The sequence below is a fragment of the Exiguobacterium sp. s189 genome, assembly GCF_018617615.1.
GTDB lineage: Bacteria > Bacillota > Bacilli > Exiguobacteriales > Exiguobacteriaceae > Exiguobacterium > Exiguobacterium aestuarii_A.
On the sequence record NZ_JACSKM010000007.1, the window covers coordinates 47,026 to 64,617 of the forward strand.

A 17,592-nucleotide genomic window follows, 5' to 3' on the forward strand; every position below is an offset into this window, starting at 1 on the left:
GCTTCCTCCTCTTATCCCTCTCTATGAATGACCGATTCTCCTAACTCTTTACGTTCCCATGTCTCGAATGCTTCGATTGCGACTTGAATCTGTTCATCGCTCGGCTCTCGAGTCGTCAATAGCTGGAGAGACAGACCCGGTTTTCCGAGGAATGAAAGAAAGCGATGTTCACGGAAACGGTTGGTGAATTGAAGGACTTCAAATGAGATTCCGATGACGACAGGTAAGAGCGCAATTCGGCTGACGAGTCGTAGCCAAAGTGGATCGATTGGGACGATCATGTACACGCCAATCCCGACGAAAACGGTGAACAAAATAAAACTCGACCCACAACGGTAATGAAGACGTGAGCTCTTTCGAACTTGTTCGACCGTAATCGGACGTCCGGACTCATAACAGTTGATGACCTTGTGTTCAGCCCCATGATATTGGAAGACGCGTTTAATGAGTGGCGTCAACGATATCAAATAGAGGTAACTGAGCAACAATACTAATTTTATTCCCCCTTCAAGGAGGTTTTGAACCACGTGTCCGGAAAATAACGGCACGTCTTGAAACATCGAGGCAAGAAGAGCTGGGGTCACGTTAAAAATCAATTTCCCAAAGACATAAGAAATCACACCGATGATGGCAATGAAGGCAATCATCCACATGCTCTGCTTCTGTTCCTCGTTCGTACTGACATCTTCACTCGGGTCGACGTCATAACGATCGCTTGCAAAATTCATATGCGCTGATCCGTTCTTCAATGATTCATATAATGCGACAATTCCTCTCAAAAACGGTACCTTTTTCAACGATTGGACCCACGGGACGAGGATGCGCGCTTGCTCGAACGTTTCGATGGAACCGTCTTTTCGCCGAATGGCGGATGCGCTCTCGGAGCGGCCTTGGAACATGACGCCTTCCACGAGTGCCTGTCCTCCGACAGGAATGTTTGGTTTAGAATTCATTCACTTTCCTCGATTCTTACAGAGTTGTACTTGAATTATACCGCGATTTATAAAAAAAACGAAAGGGTGGAAGGCTCGATTCACGTTCTTTCGATAAATTTGTTACAATAGATAAGACTTGACGAACGAGGGGGAAGAAGATTGCGGATTCTAGTGTTGAATGGTCCGAATTTAAATTTATTGGGTCGCCGTGAACCGAACGTGTATGGGGACGTGTCGTTAAAGGGTTTAGCTGCCGAATTGATGCTTGCTGCACCGGATGACGTCGAACTCACTTTCATTCAATCCAATCACGAAGGAGCGTTGATTGATGCGCTACATGATGCCTACGACTATGAAGGTGTCATTTTGAACGCGGGTGCTTATACGCATACATCAATCGCGATTCGCGATGCCATATCTGCAATCGCTGCCCCGGTCGTTGAAGTACATATCTCGAACGTGCATGCTAGAGAATCGTTTCGCCACGAGTCAAAACTCGCTGGCGTATGTCTAGGTGTCATTACCGGCTTCGGACTGACGAGTTACACGTTGGCACTGCATGCACTAATCGAACATTGGAGGAATCGACATGATTGAACGCGTAAACAAACTGCAAGCACAGTTAGAGGCAAACGAGATTGACGCATTGCTCGTCACAAAACGGGAGAACATTCGTTACTTATCAGGCTTCACCGGATCAAGTGGTGTGATCGTCATCACGGCGAAATCTGCAAGCTTTATCACAGACTTCCGTTACACGGAACAGGCGAACGATCAAGTAAAAGGGTATGACATCATTGAACTTGATACGTCACTCATCAAATCGGTAGCAGATGTTGTGTCACGTGAGTCAATCGCACGCCTTGGAATCGAGCAAGACGCGATGACAGTCGGTCAATATCGCGCTTATGAAAAAGAAGTGGATGCAAATCTGATCGAGACGTCTGGAATCGTTGAAAAACTGCGCTTGATTAAGGATGAATCAGAGATTAAGATTATGAAGGAAGCTGCGGCAATCGCTGATGCAGCGTATGCACATATTCAGACATTCATTCGTCCGGGTCGTACCGAGAGAGAAGTCGCAAACGAACTCGAAATGTTCATGCGCTCAAAAGGTGCTGATTCGTCATCGTTCGATATGATCGTTGCCTCTGGTCTCCGCTCGGCACTTCCGCACGGCGTTGCGAGCGATAAGGTCATCGAATCTGGCGAACTTGTCACACTTGATTTTGGTGCTTACTATAAAGGGTACTGCTCAGATATTACGCGTACACTCGCGGTCGGACCGATTTCGGACGAGTTGCGTCAAATCTATGACACAGTGCTTCGTGCCCAAGTCGCTGGTGTGGAAGGTACACGTGCTGGCATCACAGGGATTGAAGCTGACGCATTGACACGAGACATTATCAAAGAAGCAGGATATGGTGAATACTTCGGCCACTCGACAGGTCATGGTCTTGGCATGGAAGTGCACGAGGCACCTGGATTATCATTCCGCTCGGAAACAGTACTCGAGCCAGGGATGGTCGTCACGATTGAACCGGGTATTTACATTAACGGTGTCGGCGGTTGCCGAATTGAGGACGATGTCGTCGTTACGGAAGACGGATGTTACCGTCTGACGCAGTCGCCAAAAGAGTTAATTACGATTGAGGCTTGAGTCTCGTCTGAATTTAGGAGGAAATCAACATGGTATCAGTTAACGATTTAAAAACAGGATTGACAGTCAAAACATCTGACGGTTCGATTTGGCAAGTCATCGAATTCCAACACGTAAAACCAGGTAAAGGTGCAGCATTCGTTCGTACAAAAATGCGTAACTTGCGCAATGGAGCGATCCAAGAAACAACGTTCCGCGGTGGAGAAAAAATCGAGCGTGCGCACATCGAGCGTAAGCGTATGCAATATCTCTATCCAATGGGCGACACGTATGTCTTCATGGACAATGAATCATACGAGCAACTTGAGTTGACGAGCGAACAAGTGAAAGCAGCGCTTCCTTACTTGCTTGAAAACATGGAAGTTAGTATCGCGGACTACAATGGTGAGATTCTTGGAATCGAGCTTCCGACAAGCGTCGTATTGACTATCATCGAAGCAGACCCAGGCGTCAAAGGGGACACAGCATCGAACGTGAAGAAAAACGCGACAGTTGAAACAGGTCATGTGATTCAAGTACCACTTTTCATCGAGCCAGGTGAAAAAGTGACAGTTGATACACGTACTGGAGAGTTCATGGGTCGTTACAACGGTTAATCTGAGAGAGTGTTCATTCGAAAGAATGGGCGCTCTTTTTTTCTCGTTGCATTCACTGGTCTGACCAGTTATAGTGAAGAGGAGATTAGTACCAGGTATAAACAGGGGGTAAGAAAGATGCAAATCGATCAAATCAAAGAGCTCATTCAACTATTGGACCAGTCAACGGTTCATGAAATGGAGCTTGAAACATCTGATTTCAAACTGTCATTAAAGAAAGAAGCGCAAGCGGTCATGAGCGCGCCTGTGATGCAGACACAAGCAATCGCGCCACCTGCGCCTGCTCCTCAAGCAGAAGAACATAAAGAACAATCGACGCCGGAACAAGCGTCTTACCGTACAATCACCTCTCCAATGGTCGGAACGTTTTATTCCCGTCCAGCTCCGGATAAAGAAACCTTCGTCAACGTAGGTGATCGAGTGGAGTCAGGACAAATCGTCTGTATTCTAGAGGCGATGAAACTGTTTAACGATGTCGAAGCGGAAATCAGTGGCGAAATCGTAGAAGTGCTCGTCGCAGATGGCGATCTCGTCGAATTCGGTCAACCGCTCTTCAGCGTGAAGTGAGGTCGTTATGAAATTATTAATCGCTAACCGTGGAGAAATCGCGGTTCGAATCATACGTGCTGCAAAAGAATTGAATATTCCGACGGTCGCTGTTTTTTCAGAAGCAGACCGTGAAGCGTTACATGTTCATTTGGCCGACGAAGCATACTGTATTGGACCAAATCCGTCCAAAGACTCGTATTTGAACATTCCAAACATCTTGTCGGTCGCATGTGCCGTGGACGCGACGATGGTGCACCCTGGATACGGATTTTTAGCTGAAAATGCTGAATTTGCCGAGATGTGTGAGGCGTGTGGCATCCAATTTGTCGGGCCGAGTAGCTATGCCATCCGCAAGATGGGAATCAAGGATGAGGCCAAACGAACGATGATTGAGTCAGGTGTGCCGGTCGTCCCGGGTTCTAGCGGTGTCGTCACGGATGAAGAGGCCGTAGAACTTGCGCGCGAGATGGGCTATCCGGTCATCATCAAGGCGACGGCAGGTGGTGGGGGACGCGGTATTCGGGTCGCCCGAAACGAAGACGAACTCATCCAAGGGTTGGTCGCTACACGCAAAGAGGCGAAGCAGGCGTTCGGTAACGGAGACGTGTATCTCGAGAAATTTATCGAGTCGTTCCGTCACGTAGAAGTGCAAGTTCTCGCTGACCAATTCGGGAATGTGATTCATTTAGGCGAGCGTGATTGCACGATTCAACGACGGATGCAGAAGCTCGTTGAAGAAGCGCCATCACCTGCGATTGACGAAGCAACACGTCAAATGATGGGAGATGCGGCAGTCAAAGCGGCGAAAGCGATTCAATATTCTGGAGCGGGGACAATCGAGTTCATCTATGTTCCAGAATCCAATGAGTTCTATTTCATGGAAATGAATACGCGGATTCAAGTCGAGCACCCGGTCACGGAGATGATCACCGGATTCGATCTCGTGCAAGCACAATTAGAAGTGGCACTCGGGCATCCGCTCGCCATCTCTCAAGAAGACATCACGTTCTCTGGGCATTCGATTGAATGCCGGATCAACGCAGAAGACCCGTTCATGGACTTCCGTCCGATGGCGGGGAAAATCGATCAATACATCGTCCCAGGTGGTATGGGCGTTCGGGTGGACAGCGGTCTATATGCAGGAGCGATGATCCCTCCGTTCTACGACTCGATGGTCGCCAAATTGATCGTACATGCGCCGACGCGCGACGAGGCGATTTTAAAGATGTTACGCGCTTTAGACGAGTTTACGGTTTCGGGAATCAAAACGACGATTCCGTTCCATCAACAAGTGATGGCACATGAACAGTTCCGAATCGGTACATTCGACACGAAATTTGTCGAAAAAGAAATGTCATTGGCGAAATAACAACAACCAGGAAGCCCGAACATTATTTCGGCTTCCTGGTTTTTTGTACTGAATTTATGAGTGCTTTATGCTAAACTATCACAATGAAAGCATGTAAAAGGAGAGTAACTGAATGAAACGTCATGAAGCACGAGAGAAAGCGATTCAAACGCTTTTTCAAATCGAAGTATCTAAATTAGAGGTAGACGAAGCAATCGAGTTCGCACTAGACGGTGAGGAGTCGGATCCATTCTACGAACAACTCGTCACAGGAACGCTAGAGCATCAAGAGGATATTGACGCTTTGCTCGTCGAAAACTTGAAAAACTGGCGCTTGGATCGTCTAGGGAATGTCGAACGTACGATTTTACGAATGGCGACGTTTGAATTGCTCTATGTCGAAACGATTCCAGAGAACGTTACGATCAACGAGGCGGTCGAACTTGCGAAATCGTTCGGAGACGAAGAAGCCGGTAAGCTCGTGAATGGCGTACTCGGCAACATTATTAAAGAAGACTAAAAAATAGAGATAAGACACCAGACCAACTACAGAAAAACCTAAAGACAACGGGGGATGAGAGAGATGGCAGTAGTGATCGACGGGAAACAAGTGGCAGCATCATATCGAGAAACGTTAAAAGAGCGTGTGACAGCACTTCGTGCACGCAACATCGTACCGAAATTGAAAGTAGTATTGATTGGGGATGACCCAGCAAGTCATAGCTATGTACGCGGGAAAGAACGGGCAGCACAAGAAATCGGAATCGATTCGCAAGTGCTCCGTTTTGATGAGACGATTAGCGAGAAAGAATTGCTCGACTTGATTGACTTGATGAATGAGGATGAGGAAGTACACGGGATTCTCGTGCAACTTCCACTACCAAAACACATTGACGAATCACGAGTCATCATGCGCATCTCTCCTGAGAAGGATGTAGACGGCTTCCATCCTGAGAACGTCGGAAAGATGATGCTCGGTCTTGATACGTTGCTTCCATGTACACCACACGGCATCTTGCATCTCGCAAAGACACAAACTGAGATCGCTGGGAAACACGTCGTGGTCGTCGGTCGCAGTCAAATCGTCGGAAAACCAGTCGGTATGTTGTTCTTGAATGAGTCTGCTACGGTCACGTACTGTCACTCGAAAACGAAAGACCTTGGAGAAATGACACGACAGGCTGACATCTTAATTGTCGCAGTGGGGCGTGCAAGTCTCGTTACTGCAGACATGGTCAAACCTGGTGCGCTTGTCATCGACGTCGGCGTCAACCGTGTCGAAGGACGTCTCGTTGGCGATGTCGACTATGAGGCCGTTAAAGAGAAGGCGAGTGCGATTACACCGGTTCCTGGCGGTGTCGGTCCAATGACGATCACGATGCTTATGCATAACACGGTCGAGGTAGCGTCACGTGGCTAATCCACTTCCGGTCTCCGAAGTTGTTCGATATGTGAAGCGACAACTCGATGATGATGTCTTGCTTCGACAAGTCGCGGTCATTGGTGAGATCTCGAATTTTAAACGCTATTCATCTGGTCATTGTTATTTCACCTTGAAAGATGATGCGTCCCGCATGAAAGCCGTCATGTTCTCTCGAGATGCGAAACAGCTTCAATTCGAACCGAAAGATGGAATGAAGGTCATCGCCGTCTCAAGAGTGACTATGTATGAAGCGACCGGTGACGTTCAATTGTACGTCGAACTGATGCGTCAAGACGGAATCGGTTTATTATACGAACGGTATGAGGCGAGAAAACGTGAACTTGAGGAGAAGGGTTGGTTTGATGTAGACCGAAAACAACTCCTTCCGACGTTTCCTGAGCGGATCGGAATTGTTACTTCTCCGAAAGGAGCAGCGTTACATGATATCGCGACCACACTTCGGCGTCGTGCGCCCCACGTTGCCATCACATTCGCCCCTGTGGCCGTACAGGGCGAAATGGCTGCCCCACAAGTGGCATCTGCCATTCGTTGGATGAATGAACGGACCGACTGTGATGTACTCATCGTCGGCCGTGGTGGCGGCTCGATTGAGGAATTGTGGGCGTTTAATGAGGATGTCGTGGTCGAAGCCATCTATGCGTCGACCATCCCGATCATCTCTGCTGTCGGCCATGAGACGGATTATACGCTCGCTGATTTTGTCGCAGATGTTCGGGCAGCAACTCCGACAGCGGCGGCCGAACTCGCCACAGCGATGATTGACGCACAGCGGAAAGATGTAGAGCGTCTAGACAACCATCTGCATAAAGCCGTTAGGATTCAACTCGATGATTCTCGGAACCGTGTAGACCGGATGATTAACAGTTATGGCTTGAAATCACCACGCTATACGATTTCTCAAAAACGAGAACGTTTTGCACAATCGGAGATTCGCCTTGAGCAAGGGATGAAGCGACATCTTTCCGAAGCGACTCATCAACTCCGTCAGTTGTCACAACAGCTTGATGTGAAACGGTTCTCAAAAACCTTGTCGCAACAAGGAGAACAGGTCAATCAAATGGTCGATCGACTTCATCGGACGAAACCATTAGAACAATCGAAACGACAATTTACACAACAGGTAGGAAGATTGCATGCGGTCAGTCCGCTCGCCGTCCTATCACGGGGCTACACGTTCATTGAACAAGATGGAGCATACGTGCAAAATGTGAAAGAATTACGCGATGGAGACATCTCGATTCGTTTTCGGGACGGTCACGCTGTCGCTGAAGTGAAGGAGAGGATTGTTGGTGACGAAACAAGAACAGACGTTTGAAGCGGCACTTGAACGACTCGAACAGATTGTCGCGCAACTTGAGACTGGTGACGTACCATTAGAGGAAGCGATGACTTTATATGAAGAAGGTGTCCGGTTATCTGCTTTGTGCCAGACAAAACTCTCGGCCGCTGAAAAGAAAATGGACGAAATATTCGAGTTAGACGGTACCCTTCGTGAAAAAGGAGGGTCTGCATGAACCGCACGGATGATTTGAACAAGTGGAAGCGAACTGTCGAAGAATCGATGCGTTCGCTCATTGAGGCGAGTGACATGCCGACGCGACTTCGCGATGCGATGGTCTATTCATTAGAAGCGGGCGGAAAACGAATACGTCCCGCGCTTGTCTATGCTGTTCTAGAAACGTACGGTGTTCCACTCGAGCGAGGTAGCGAGGTAGCGGCGACGCTCGAGATGGTCCATACATATTCGCTCATTCACGATGACTTGCCGGCGATGGATGATGATGATCTTCGCCGGGGTCGACCGACGAATCACCGACAGTTTGATGAGGCGACTGCCATTTTAGCAGGAGATGCGCTTTTGACGGATGCGTTTCGCATTCTCACACAGATGTCGCTTCCTGCTGGAGAAATCGTCGAAATCATTCGCGTTTTCGGTCTAGCAGCTGGTAGCTCTGGCATGGTCGGCGGTCAATTGGACGATATGCTCGCTGAGAAACGGAGTGACGTCACGTTACAGGAACTCCAGTCAATTCATGAACGAAAGACGGGTGCACTGCTTGTCTATGCGCTTGAGGCGGGTGGGATCCTGGCCGGTGTGTCAGAGGAAGATCGGACACAATTAAAACAATTCGGTCGACATCTTGGCATCGCATTTCAGATTCAAGACGATATCCTAGATGTCGTCGGAGACGAGAAGGCAATCGGGAAACGTGTTGGTTCGGATGAAGAGAACGAAAAAACGACGTATCCGAAACTGCTCGGATTAGACGGGGCGAAGCGTGCACTCGATGCAGAAGTAGAGGCGGCGACCTTTGCTATCGAATCACTTTCGATTCAAGCTCCGCTATTATTAGACTTGTTGGCGTTTGTGGTGAAACGAAATCATTGATCCCGGTGACACGATGAGCACATCGTGTCACCTTTGTTTTGGGGAATGTGTGGCATCTACCGTCACATTCTTGTAAAATGTAAGGTACGAATCAGTAAAATGTGAGGAGAAAGGATGGTCATTATGGACTTGACATCCATTCAAGACCCGTCATTCCTGAAAAGGATGTCTGTCACCGAACTCGAATCACTCGGCTCAGACATTAGACGATTCTTGATTGAAAAATTGGCAGTGACGGGAGGGCATTTAGCGCCAAACTTAGGAGTTGTTGAGTTGACGCTAGCCCTGCACCGTGTATTTGACAGTCCGAAAGACCAACTTGTATGGGACGTCGGTCATCAGGCGTACGTTCATAAAATTTTGACAGGACGTACGAGCCAGTTTGATACCCTTCGACAATACAACGGGTTATGTGGGTTTCCTAAACGTTGTGAGAGTGAACATGATGTATGGGAGACTGGCCACAGTTCGACGTCGCTTTCAGCAGCAATGGGGATTGCAATCGCAAATGAATTAAAAGGACGTGCGAATGATCGTGCCATTGCCATCATCGGTGATGGAGCGTTGACTGGAGGAATGGCGCTCGAGGCATTGAACCACATCGGTGCCGAGAAGCAGAATGTCATTGTCATCTTGAACGACAATGAGATGTCTATCGCGCCGAACGTTGGGGCGATGCATAATATGCTCGGTCGAATCCGTGCGTCACGTAAACTGAAGCATGCACGTGAAGAGATGGAATCGATCATCAAGCACATTCCACTCGTCGGCAATTCACTCGAACGAAGTGGGGAGCGAGTAAAAGATTTATTGAAATCTGCACTCATTCCAGGCACATTTTTTGAAGAACTCGGTTTCACTTACTTTGGACCGACTGACGGCCATGATTTGAAAGACTTGCTTGAGACACTCGAATATGCGAAAAAAATCGATGGACCGGTTCTCGTTCACGTCATCACGAAAAAAGGGAAGGGTTACCGTCCCGCTGAGTTAGACGGTGTTGGAACGTGGCACGGTTTAGGACCTTACAAGATTGAGTCAGGTGAAGTAATCAAAGGGAAGCCAAAAGGACCGAGTTATTCGAAAGTCGTCGCAGAGACGATTACGAAAGTGGCAGAGTCGGATGATCGGGTGACGTTGATCACGCCTGCAATGAGTGTCGGTTCGAAACTCGACTGTTTCACAAAAAAATTCCCGGAACGCATGTTTGACGTCGGGATTGCCGAACAGCATGCGGTAACGCTAGCGGGAGGTCAGGCGACACAAGGTTTGAAACCGGTCGTCTCGATTTACTCTACATTCTTCCAGCGTGCGTACGACCAACTCGTCCATGACATTTGTCGTCAAAACTTGAACGTTGTATTCACGATTGACCGTTCAGGACTTGTCGGGGCAGATGGAGAGACGCACCAAGGTGTATTCGATATCGCTTTCATGCGTCACGTACCGAACATTCGAATTTTGATGGCGAAAGATGAAGAAGAGTTACAACAACTCGTTTACTCTGCGCTTCGTTACGATGATGGACCGATTGCAATCCGCTTCCCTCGTGGCGAAGGGATTGGCGTGCCGATGAGTGATACGCTCCAAGAAATCTCGCTCGATGATTGGGAAGTCGAGGCGGAAGGAACGGATGTCGCCATTTTGACGTTTGGACCACAAGTTCAAGATGCTTTGGAAGTACGTTCATTATTAGAAGGCAAGCTCAGTGTGCGTGTCATCAATTGTCGCACGATCAAACCGCTCGATGACGCAATGCTCAATTCTTTATATGTAGAGGGAATTCCGCTCGTGACACTTGAAGAAGCAGCACTCGCAGGTGGCTTTGGAAGCAGCGTGTTAGAACATGCGAATGAAACAGGAGCGTTCCCGCGGATTCAACGCCTCGGGATTCCAGACCGATATATCGAGCACGGCGGCGTCAACCAACTTTTAGAAGAGATTGGTCTCCGGCCAGCCCAAATGGCGGAATCGATTGAACGGTTCGTGATGGAGACAAATCGACAGAATGTGTGAGGGATTATGGAAAAAAGAACGAAAACAAGATTAGATGTATTACTCGTCGAACGCGGTCTCGCTGAAACACGAGAGAAGGCGAAACGGGCCGTCATGGCCGGTCTTGTCTATAGCGGAACCGAACGTCTGGATAAAGCAGGCGATAAAGTGTTTGACGATATCCCTCTCGAAGTGAAAGGTCAAGTTTTACCGTACGTCGGACGAGGCGGGCTGAAGCTTGAGAAAGCACTGCAAGTATTCCCGCTCGACGTTCAAGGCCGCGTGGGGATTGATATCGGTTCCTCTACGGGAGGATTTACAGATTGTGCGCTTCAAAACGGGGCGACACAAATGTATGCGGTCGATGTCGGGTATAACCAGCTCGCCTGGAAGCTTCGTAGCGATGATCGCGTCATCGTTATGGAACGGATGAATTTCCGTCATGCGACAGCTGATCAATTCCCGGTCAAACCAGATTTTGCGACGATCGATGTTTCTTTCATCTCACTTCGTCTCATGGTGCCACCTCTTAAAACGATTTTAAAGCAGGAGGGTGTCGTCATGGCGCTCGTCAAACCTCAATTCGAAGCCGGTAAAGCCGACGTCGGGAAGAAAGGGATTGTACGAGACCGCGACGTACATGAACGAGTGGCGAGTGATATGGTGCGCTATTTTGCATCGGAAGGATTCTTCGTCGAAGGATTGGACTATTCCCCGATCACGGGTGGAGACGGAAATATTGAATTCCTCTTATTTGCCCGTTATACGGGAGTAGGTGGAGTCGAACCATCCCTTCAAGTCGAAGACGTGGTGGATGCGGCACATGCCAAACTAAAGGGATAAGCAATGGCTACAGGCAGATTTGTCTGTAGCTTTTTCTTATCGACGAAGAAGAGATGGGGAATGGTGGAAATACCCACTGGAATGCTAGACCTTTTTTCGACAATACTTTAGAATGATAATGTGTATGTGAAACGAAGAATGAGGTGTCAGCGCTTATGAATAAAGGACAGCGATTGATTAAAATTCGAGACATCGTGACGAATCGTGAAATCGAAACGCAAGATGAATTAGTAGACGAACTTCGTCGCCTAGGATATCCCGTCACACAGGCGACTGTATCTCGGGATATTAAAGAGTTACATTTAGTGAAAGTTCCTTTGAATGACGGACGATACAAATACAGCTTGCCTGCGGATCAGCGTTTTAACCCATACGGAAAAATGAAGCGCATCCTCGGTGACAGCTTCGTTTCGGTCGACTCAGCTCAAAACTTGGTTGTCATGAAAGTACTACCAGGTAACGCGGATGCAATCGGTGTCTTGATTGACCATCTGTCATGGGACGAATTGATTGGAACAGTTTGTGGAGATGACACGATTCTCATGATTGCTCGCGATGAGGAGAAAGCGAAACAAATCATCGATCGACTACTCGGAATGTTATGAGGTGAAAGTACGTATGTTGGCAGAACTATCAATCAAACAGTTTGCGATTATCGACGAATTAAACATTCCGTTTAATCGGGGCATGACCGTTCTCACGGGTGAGACAGGTGCCGGTAAATCGATTTTGTTAGATGCGATTGGGTTGCTTGTTGGAGGACGTGGATCGAGCGAATTCGTTCGTTATGGTCAGGATAAGGCCGAAATTGAAGGAATGTTCATGGTTGAATCGGATCATCCGGTCATTGAGGCGGCCGAACAATACGGCATCGAAATCGAGGACGGGACAGTCATTTTACGCCGAGACTTACATAGTAGCGGGAAAAGCGTCTGTCGTGTAAATGGGAAGATGATGCCACTCTCCACGCTACGTGAATTCGGTCGCTTACTTGTCGATATTCATGGTCAACATGAACATCAACACTTGATGGACTCAGAATTTCACTTGGGCATTCTCGATCATTATGCCGAAAAGGAAATCGGGCCACTATTAGAGGAGTATCAGACAGCGTACGCATCCTGGAAAAAAGTCGCGGATGAACTGAAGCGACTCAGCCAAAGTGAACAAGAGCTTGCACAACGCATGGATTTGCTATCGTTTCAAACGAAAGAGATTGAGGCGGCTGAACTAAAGGCAGGTGAGGAACAGGCGTTAATGGAAGAACGGGACGAATTAGCGAACTTTGAACGCATTCATCAACACATTCGCCTGTCTTATGAGGCGGTCGCGGAAGATTCGAACGGACTTGACCAAATCGGGGTCGCAATGCGCGAGATGGAAGAAGCTTCTCAATTGTCCTCTTCCCTCGCATCCGTGTCAGAAACAATCTCGAATGCTTATTATTTGCTCGAAGATGCGAAGTTTCAATTGCGGGATCAACTCGACTCACTTGAGTTCGATCCGATTCGGTTAGATGAAATCGAGTCACGTCTAGCGCTGTTCCAACAGCTTAAGCGGAAATATGGCACGACAATCGAAGAAGTCATCGCTTACGGTGAACAAGTATCCGATGAATTAAAATCGATGACGAATCGTGAGGAGTTGCTGCAAACACTGTCAGAAGACCTTGTCCGACTAGAGAAGGTTGCAAAAGAGGCAGGTGCACGACTGTCAGCGTCACGTAAAGCGGCGGCTGAGTCCCTTCAGCACGACATCCATCGAGAACTAAAAGAATTGTATATGGAGAAAACAGCGTTTGAAGTTCGATTCCGAACGACGCCATTAAAACAAGACGGTCTTGATGATGTCGAATTTTATATGATGACGAACGTCGGGGAACCGTTCAAGCCACTTGCAAAAGTCGCTTCAGGTGGTGAACTTTCTCGTGTCATGTTAGCCCTTAAATCAATCTTTTCCCGAACGGTGGGAGTCGCATCGATTATCTTTGATGAAGTTGATACAGGAGTATCAGGGCGTGTCGCACAGGCGATGGGAGAAAAAATCTTCCGTCTGTCTGTCGGGTCACAAGTGTTATGTATCACGCACTTAGCGCAAGTTGCTGCAATGGCAGATCAACACCTTTACATTACGAAGACGGAAACAAACGACCGGACGAAGACAAACGTTGCCACTCTTGACCGTGAGAGCCGGATTGACGAGCTAGGTCGAATGATTGCTGGTATTCAAATGACAGACTTGACGAAGCAACATGTTGAAGAGTTGCTCGAAATGTCACAGCAAGTAAAACAGAAGTTCATCAAAGGAGTGTCATAAGTGATTACATTATGTATTGCGGACGACAATCGAGAAATCGTCGATTTGTTGAGCCGACAACTAGAATCTGAGCCTGATCTCCGTGTCGTTGGAACAGCGCACGATGGTGAAGCATGCTTAGAGGTCGTCAAGACACACCAACCGGATGTACTCTTACTCGATATTATCATGCCTCATTTGGATGGAATCGGAGTATTGCAACGTTTACATGAAGAGCTCGGCGATGATAAGCCAGAAGTGATCATGTTGAGTGCGTTCGGAAAAGATGAAGTGACGAAACAAGCGGTTCAATTGGGTGCCTCTTACTTTCTCGTCAAACCTTTCAATATCCAACAACTGTTGACGAAAATTCGTGAGTTGTCGGATGGTGCGAATCGCGAATTCGAAGGAATGTCTCCAGACGAAATTGAAATTTCGCTCTTGCTCCAACAGCTTGGGATTTCTCCTCGAATCAAAGGGTTCAAGTATATCCGCCAAGCCGTCATTTACGTACGCGAGCGTCAAGATTTGCTTGGATTGATTACGAAAGAATTGTATCCGATGGTCGCAAAAGAGCACGATACGACTTCGTCACGTGTAGAGCGGGCGATGCGTCACGCCATCAAGACGGCGTGGGAGAATGGCATGCGCGATCATGAGATGTTTGAAGGGCGACCTGAGCGTGAGCGGAGTCCGAAGAACTCGGAGTTCATTTCATATTTCGTCACTTACTTGTCGTTTAAAAGCAATTGAATCGTTCAGAAGGACTAAGCCGTTTGATGGCTTAGTCCTTTTTGTAAAATAATTATTAAAAAATTTATTCACTTTATTAAAGAAAGCGCTTGCAAAAAGAGTGTGTTTTGTTATAATAAAGGTGTACCAAGTTACTTGGACAAGCGTCAGATGAACGCTTTTCAAACTTGTTCCGGAGCAATGTTTGAAGAAACAAAATCATCTCGGTTCGCTATCCGACAATAGCTCAGAGGTGGGAACGACATCTCAAGTCGTTAATGTCCCGACGTGAGGTCGCGACAGTCGCTCATTCGCGAGACGATTCTATCATCAACTCGAAGCTAGGGGTTGGTATAGGAAAAACAAATCGTTCAGTTAACCAAAAGGAGTGTTGTCAACCGTTGAACAGTTTATGGCAAGCGTTCGACTTCACGATGGATGGTTGGACATGATCCGATAACTAAAAAAGTTAGTAACTCGAATGGAAACGTTCCGTTCACGCAAGACGGCAGTTACTAAAGTTCTTTCATACTTCTTCATTAAGAAGACGTTGGATCTCATGTCAAAGGAAGTAAAGCAGTTGGAAAGGAGATCATCCGTAGTGATCACAATTCAATACGAATAAAAGGTTCCGCACTTGAAATGAAGTCAAGTTAGGGAACCTTTTTTTGTGCGCTTATGAGTCGAGTCGTTGTACTTTACCTGTTTTTTTGTCGCGGTTAAATATATAGCCAGCTACAAATCCGATCCCGCCCATGGCGAGCAGAAGTCCGAACGTCCCCTGCAACATGGAGGCGGCAGCGAGTGAATCAATCCATGTGAACGGTCCACTCGTCTTCAAAAAGAAGCTATCACGAAGTAATTTGATTCCGTAAACACCGAGTAAACCAGGGACGATTAAGATTAGAAGCGCGATGAAACGCATGCAATCTCCTCCTTTACCATACATTATTTTAACAGAAATCTAGTCATTCCACACTGTCTATTTTTAGGCGGCTTGCGCATCATGTTCGGATTCAGTAGCATGAAGATGAGAAGAGAGAAAGATGGGGGAATTCGTATGAACAAACGATTGATGATTGTCGGGGCAGGAAAAGGGGGAACGGAAGTCCTGAACATGTTGATGGACTCTCCGCTTGCTACGATTGTAGCGGTCGTGGACTCCGATGCATCAGCTGAAGGGATGGCACTTGCCAAAAGTTGTGGCATCGCCGTGACGGATAATTGGACGAAATATGCAGATGCATCATTAGACTTTGTCATTGAGACGACAGGGCAGCATCAAACGTTTGAAGAGTTGAAGGATCATTATCAAGATGCGGTTGTGTTGCCGGGAGAGTTTATTCGGATTGTTGTCGAACGATTGAAGCAGAACCAACAGATGCTTGAGGCGATCATCGAATGTACGAGTGAGGCGATTTCGGTAGCCGATCATCACGGCAACACCATATTGATCAATCCATCATATACCCGGTTGACGGGATTTAAAAAAGAGGATGTCGTCGATAAGCCTGCCACGGCCGACATCGGGATGCAGGAGAGTGTACATTTGAAAGTATTATCGACGGGGCAGGGTGTTCGAGATATTCGGATGCAAATCGGGGCGACGCGACGTGACATCCTTGTGAATGCCGAACCGATCATCGTAGAGGGGAAACTAAGAGGTTCGGTCGGCGTCATCCGCGACGTGTCTCAAATTCGTGCGCTTCGTGATGAATTACAAGAAGCGAAAACACGCATTCGAAATCTAGAGGCGAAATATCAGTTTGCCGATATCATCGCGACAAGTGATACGATGCGATTCGTCATCGATCAAGCGAAATTGGCAGCTGTGACACCGGTGACAGTATTGATTCGCGGAGAATCGGGAACAGGAAAAGAACTGTTCGCCCATGCCATCCATGGGGAGTCCCCTCGGAAATTCAAAAAGTTTATCCGGGTAAACTGTGCGGCCATTTCACCCACGCTTCTCGAAAGTGAACTGTTCGGCTATGAAGATGGCGCGTTCAGCGGTGCGAAGCGTGGCGGAAAGACGGGCTATTTCGAGGAGGCAGACGGCGGCTCGCTCTTTTTGGACGAAATCGGTGAACTGCCACTTGATGTCCAAGTGAAGCTTCTGCGTGTCCTTCAAGAAAATGAGATTGTACGAGTCGGGGGGACAACGGCGATTCCGATTGATGTTCGCATCATCGCTGCGACAAATGCCGACCTTGAACAGAAAGTGGCAGACGGGGCGTTTCGTGAAGATTTGTATTATCGCATCAATCGAATGCCCATCCATATCCCTCCCCTTCGTGAACGGTTGAATGAACTTGAGGCACTCTGTGATCGAATTATTCGAAAGTTGAATCAAGAATATGGTCGGAGTGTACAAGGAGTGGATGAAGATGCCATCGTGCTCCTAAAAAGTCAGCATTGGAAAGGGAACGTCCGAGAACTTGAGAATGTGATTGGTCGGGCGATGATTTATATGGCGAGCATGGAACAATGGATTGCTCCACATCACTTACAATTATCACCTCGCACGCCAACTCAGAAAGTCGTCGAGTCTCGAACGCTCCATGAAGCGGTAGCGAAATATGAGCGCGATTTGATTGAACGAACAATCGAAGAAACTGGTGGAAATAAGTCAGAAGCTGCTCGTCGTTTAAAAATTTCGATTCGGACTTTATATAATAAATTAGAAACCATGCAATAAAATGCATGAACTTTTATGCATGGTAAGCATTTATTTGCATGGTCGTCCGCATAATAAAGCGCTTACAATCTAGGAAACAAACTTGCTTATGTTATAGTGTAGAGAGCA

At 47.6% G+C, this 17,592-nt stretch carries 18 protein-coding genes; 16 read left to right on the forward strand and 2 right to left on the reverse strand.

The window, feature by feature from the left end:
- Positions 1-11: 11 nt before the first annotated feature.
- A complete protein-coding gene (locus KNO99_RS09980; RefSeq protein WP_214748024.1) occupies positions 12-953 on the reverse strand; it encodes a DUF1385 domain-containing protein in 942 nt (313 codons plus the stop codon).
- Between the two features lie 141 nt (positions 954-1,094).
- On the opposite strand from KNO99_RS09980, the gene aroQ reads away from it, so the two are divergent.
- The 15 genes from aroQ to spo0A all read left to right on the forward strand — a co-directional run bounded on the left by aroQ (position 1,095) and on the right by spo0A (position 14,807).
- Complete coding sequence (gene aroQ / locus KNO99_RS09985; protein WP_214748027.1) at positions 1,095-1,532, forward strand: type II 3-dehydroquinate dehydratase; 438 nt, start codon at positions 1,095-1,097, stop codon at positions 1,530-1,532.
- The gene (locus KNO99_RS09990) at positions 1,528-2,595 is read left to right on the forward strand and encodes a M24 family metallopeptidase (RefSeq protein ID WP_214748286.1); all 1,068 of its coding nucleotides are present in this window, start codon (positions 1,528-1,530) and stop codon (positions 2,593-2,595) included. The genes aroQ and KNO99_RS09990 overlap by 5 nt, the downstream gene beginning before the upstream one ends.
- Positions 2,596-2,624: 29 nt before the next feature.
- Complete coding sequence (efp, locus tag KNO99_RS09995; protein ID WP_214692975.1) at positions 2,625-3,191, forward strand: elongation factor P; 567 nt, start codon at positions 2,625-2,627, stop codon at positions 3,189-3,191.
- Between the two features lie 117 nt (positions 3,192-3,308).
- The gene (gene accB, locus KNO99_RS10000; RefSeq protein WP_214748030.1) at positions 3,309-3,758 is read left to right on the forward strand and encodes an acetyl-CoA carboxylase biotin carboxyl carrier protein; all 450 of its coding nucleotides are present in this window, start codon (positions 3,309-3,311) and stop codon (positions 3,756-3,758) included.
- Positions 3,759-3,765: 7 nt separating this feature from the next.
- Positions 3,766-5,109, forward strand: a complete 1,344-nt coding sequence (gene accC / locus KNO99_RS10005) for an acetyl-CoA carboxylase biotin carboxylase subunit (protein ID WP_214748033.1) — start codon at positions 3,766-3,768, stop codon at positions 5,107-5,109.
- A gap of 112 nt (positions 5,110-5,221) precedes the next feature.
- The gene (nusB, locus tag KNO99_RS10010; RefSeq protein ID WP_214748037.1) at positions 5,222-5,608 is read left to right on the forward strand and encodes a transcription antitermination factor NusB; all 387 of its coding nucleotides are present in this window, start codon (positions 5,222-5,224) and stop codon (positions 5,606-5,608) included.
- Positions 5,609-5,671: 63 nt separating this feature from the next.
- Entirely contained in the window at positions 5,672-6,508 is an 837-nt protein-coding gene (folD, locus tag KNO99_RS10015) for a bifunctional methylenetetrahydrofolate dehydrogenase/methenyltetrahydrofolate cyclohydrolase FolD (protein WP_214692965.1), read from the forward strand.
- The gene (xseA, locus tag KNO99_RS10020) at positions 6,501-7,847 is read left to right on the forward strand and encodes an exodeoxyribonuclease VII large subunit (RefSeq protein WP_214748040.1); all 1,347 of its coding nucleotides are present in this window, start codon (positions 6,501-6,503) and stop codon (positions 7,845-7,847) included. Before folD ends, xseA begins: the two co-directional genes overlap by 8 nt.
- A complete protein-coding gene (gene xseB, locus KNO99_RS10025) occupies positions 7,822-8,046 on the forward strand; it encodes an exodeoxyribonuclease VII small subunit (protein ID WP_214748042.1) in 225 nt (74 codons plus the stop codon). The genes xseA and xseB overlap by 26 nt, the downstream gene beginning before the upstream one ends.
- Positions 8,043-8,921 (forward strand): polyprenyl synthetase family protein, encoded by an 879-nt coding sequence (locus tag KNO99_RS10030; RefSeq protein WP_214692961.1) that lies wholly within the window; start codon positions 8,043-8,045, stop codon positions 8,919-8,921. The genes xseB and KNO99_RS10030 overlap by 4 nt, the downstream gene beginning before the upstream one ends.
- 123 nt (positions 8,922-9,044) lie before the next feature.
- Positions 9,045-10,937, forward strand: coding sequence for a 1-deoxy-D-xylulose-5-phosphate synthase (gene dxs / locus KNO99_RS10035; RefSeq protein WP_214748045.1), 1,893 nt, complete (start codon positions 9,045-9,047; stop codon positions 10,935-10,937).
- Positions 10,938-10,943: 6 nt separating this feature from the next.
- Positions 10,944-11,759, forward strand: coding sequence for a TlyA family RNA methyltransferase (locus KNO99_RS10040; protein ID WP_214748048.1), 816 nt, complete (start codon positions 10,944-10,946; stop codon positions 11,757-11,759).
- Between the two features lie 155 nt (positions 11,760-11,914).
- Positions 11,915-12,364: a transcriptional regulator AhrC/ArgR gene (ahrC, locus tag KNO99_RS10045; RefSeq protein ID WP_214748051.1), complete on the forward strand. Its 450-nt coding sequence runs from the start codon at positions 11,915-11,917 to the stop codon at positions 12,362-12,364.
- A 13-nt stretch (positions 12,365-12,377) separates the two neighbouring features.
- Positions 12,378-14,075, forward strand: coding sequence for a DNA repair protein RecN (recN, locus tag KNO99_RS10050; protein WP_214748054.1), 1,698 nt, complete (start codon positions 12,378-12,380; stop codon positions 14,073-14,075).
- Positions 14,076-14,807 (forward strand): sporulation transcription factor Spo0A, encoded by a 732-nt coding sequence (gene spo0A, locus KNO99_RS10055; protein WP_214748058.1) that lies wholly within the window; start codon positions 14,076-14,078, stop codon positions 14,805-14,807. It abuts the gene before it with no gap.
- Positions 14,808-15,462: 655 nt separating this feature from the next.
- On the opposite strand, the gene KNO99_RS10060 is transcribed toward spo0A, so the two are convergent.
- A complete protein-coding gene (locus tag KNO99_RS10060) occupies positions 15,463-15,711 on the reverse strand; it encodes a DUF2627 domain-containing protein (protein ID WP_074033291.1) in 249 nt (82 codons plus the stop codon).
- Between the two features lie 135 nt (positions 15,712-15,846).
- Here KNO99_RS10060 and KNO99_RS10065 point away from each other — a divergent pair, with 135 nt between their 5' ends.
- Entirely contained in the window at positions 15,847-17,484 is a 1,638-nt protein-coding gene (locus tag KNO99_RS10065; RefSeq protein ID WP_214748061.1) for a sigma-54 interaction domain-containing protein, read from the forward strand.
- Positions 17,485-17,592 lie beyond the last annotated feature (108 nt).

Excerpts from the sequence above, each read along its gene's own strand:
- folD (WP_214692965.1), top strand. The coding sequence starts at position 5,672 with ATGGCAGTAGTGATCGACGGGAAACAAGTGGCAGCATCATATCGAGAA.
- accC (WP_214748033.1), top strand. The coding sequence starts at position 3,766 with ATGAAATTATTAATCGCTAACCGTGGAGAAATCGCGGTTCGAATCATA.
- KNO99_RS10060 (WP_074033291.1), bottom strand. The coding sequence starts at position 15,711 with ATGCGTTTCATCGCGCTTCTAATCTTAATCGTCCCTGGTTTACTCGGT.
- recN (WP_214748054.1), top strand. The coding sequence starts at position 12,378 with ATGTTGGCAGAACTATCAATCAAACAGTTTGCGATTATCGACGAATTA.
- KNO99_RS10065 (WP_214748061.1), top strand. The coding sequence starts at position 15,847 with ATGAACAAACGATTGATGATTGTCGGGGCAGGAAAAGGGGGAACGGAA.
- KNO99_RS10030 (WP_214692961.1), top strand. The coding sequence starts at position 8,043 with ATGAACCGCACGGATGATTTGAACAAGTGGAAGCGAACTGTCGAAGAA.
- dxs (WP_214748045.1), top strand. The coding sequence starts at position 9,045 with ATGGACTTGACATCCATTCAAGACCCGTCATTCCTGAAAAGGATGTCT.
- KNO99_RS10040 (WP_214748048.1), top strand. The coding sequence starts at position 10,944 with ATGGAAAAAAGAACGAAAACAAGATTAGATGTATTACTCGTCGAACGC.
- efp (WP_214692975.1), top strand. The coding sequence starts at position 2,625 with ATGGTATCAGTTAACGATTTAAAAACAGGATTGACAGTCAAAACATCT.
- KNO99_RS09980 (WP_214748024.1), bottom strand. The coding sequence starts at position 953 with ATGAATTCTAAACCAAACATTCCTGTCGGAGGACAGGCACTCGTGGAA.
- ahrC (WP_214748051.1), top strand. The coding sequence starts at position 11,915 with ATGAATAAAGGACAGCGATTGATTAAAATTCGAGACATCGTGACGAAT.
- nusB (WP_214748037.1), top strand. The coding sequence starts at position 5,222 with ATGAAACGTCATGAAGCACGAGAGAAAGCGATTCAAACGCTTTTTCAA.
- accB (WP_214748030.1), top strand. The coding sequence starts at position 3,309 with ATGCAAATCGATCAAATCAAAGAGCTCATTCAACTATTGGACCAGTCA.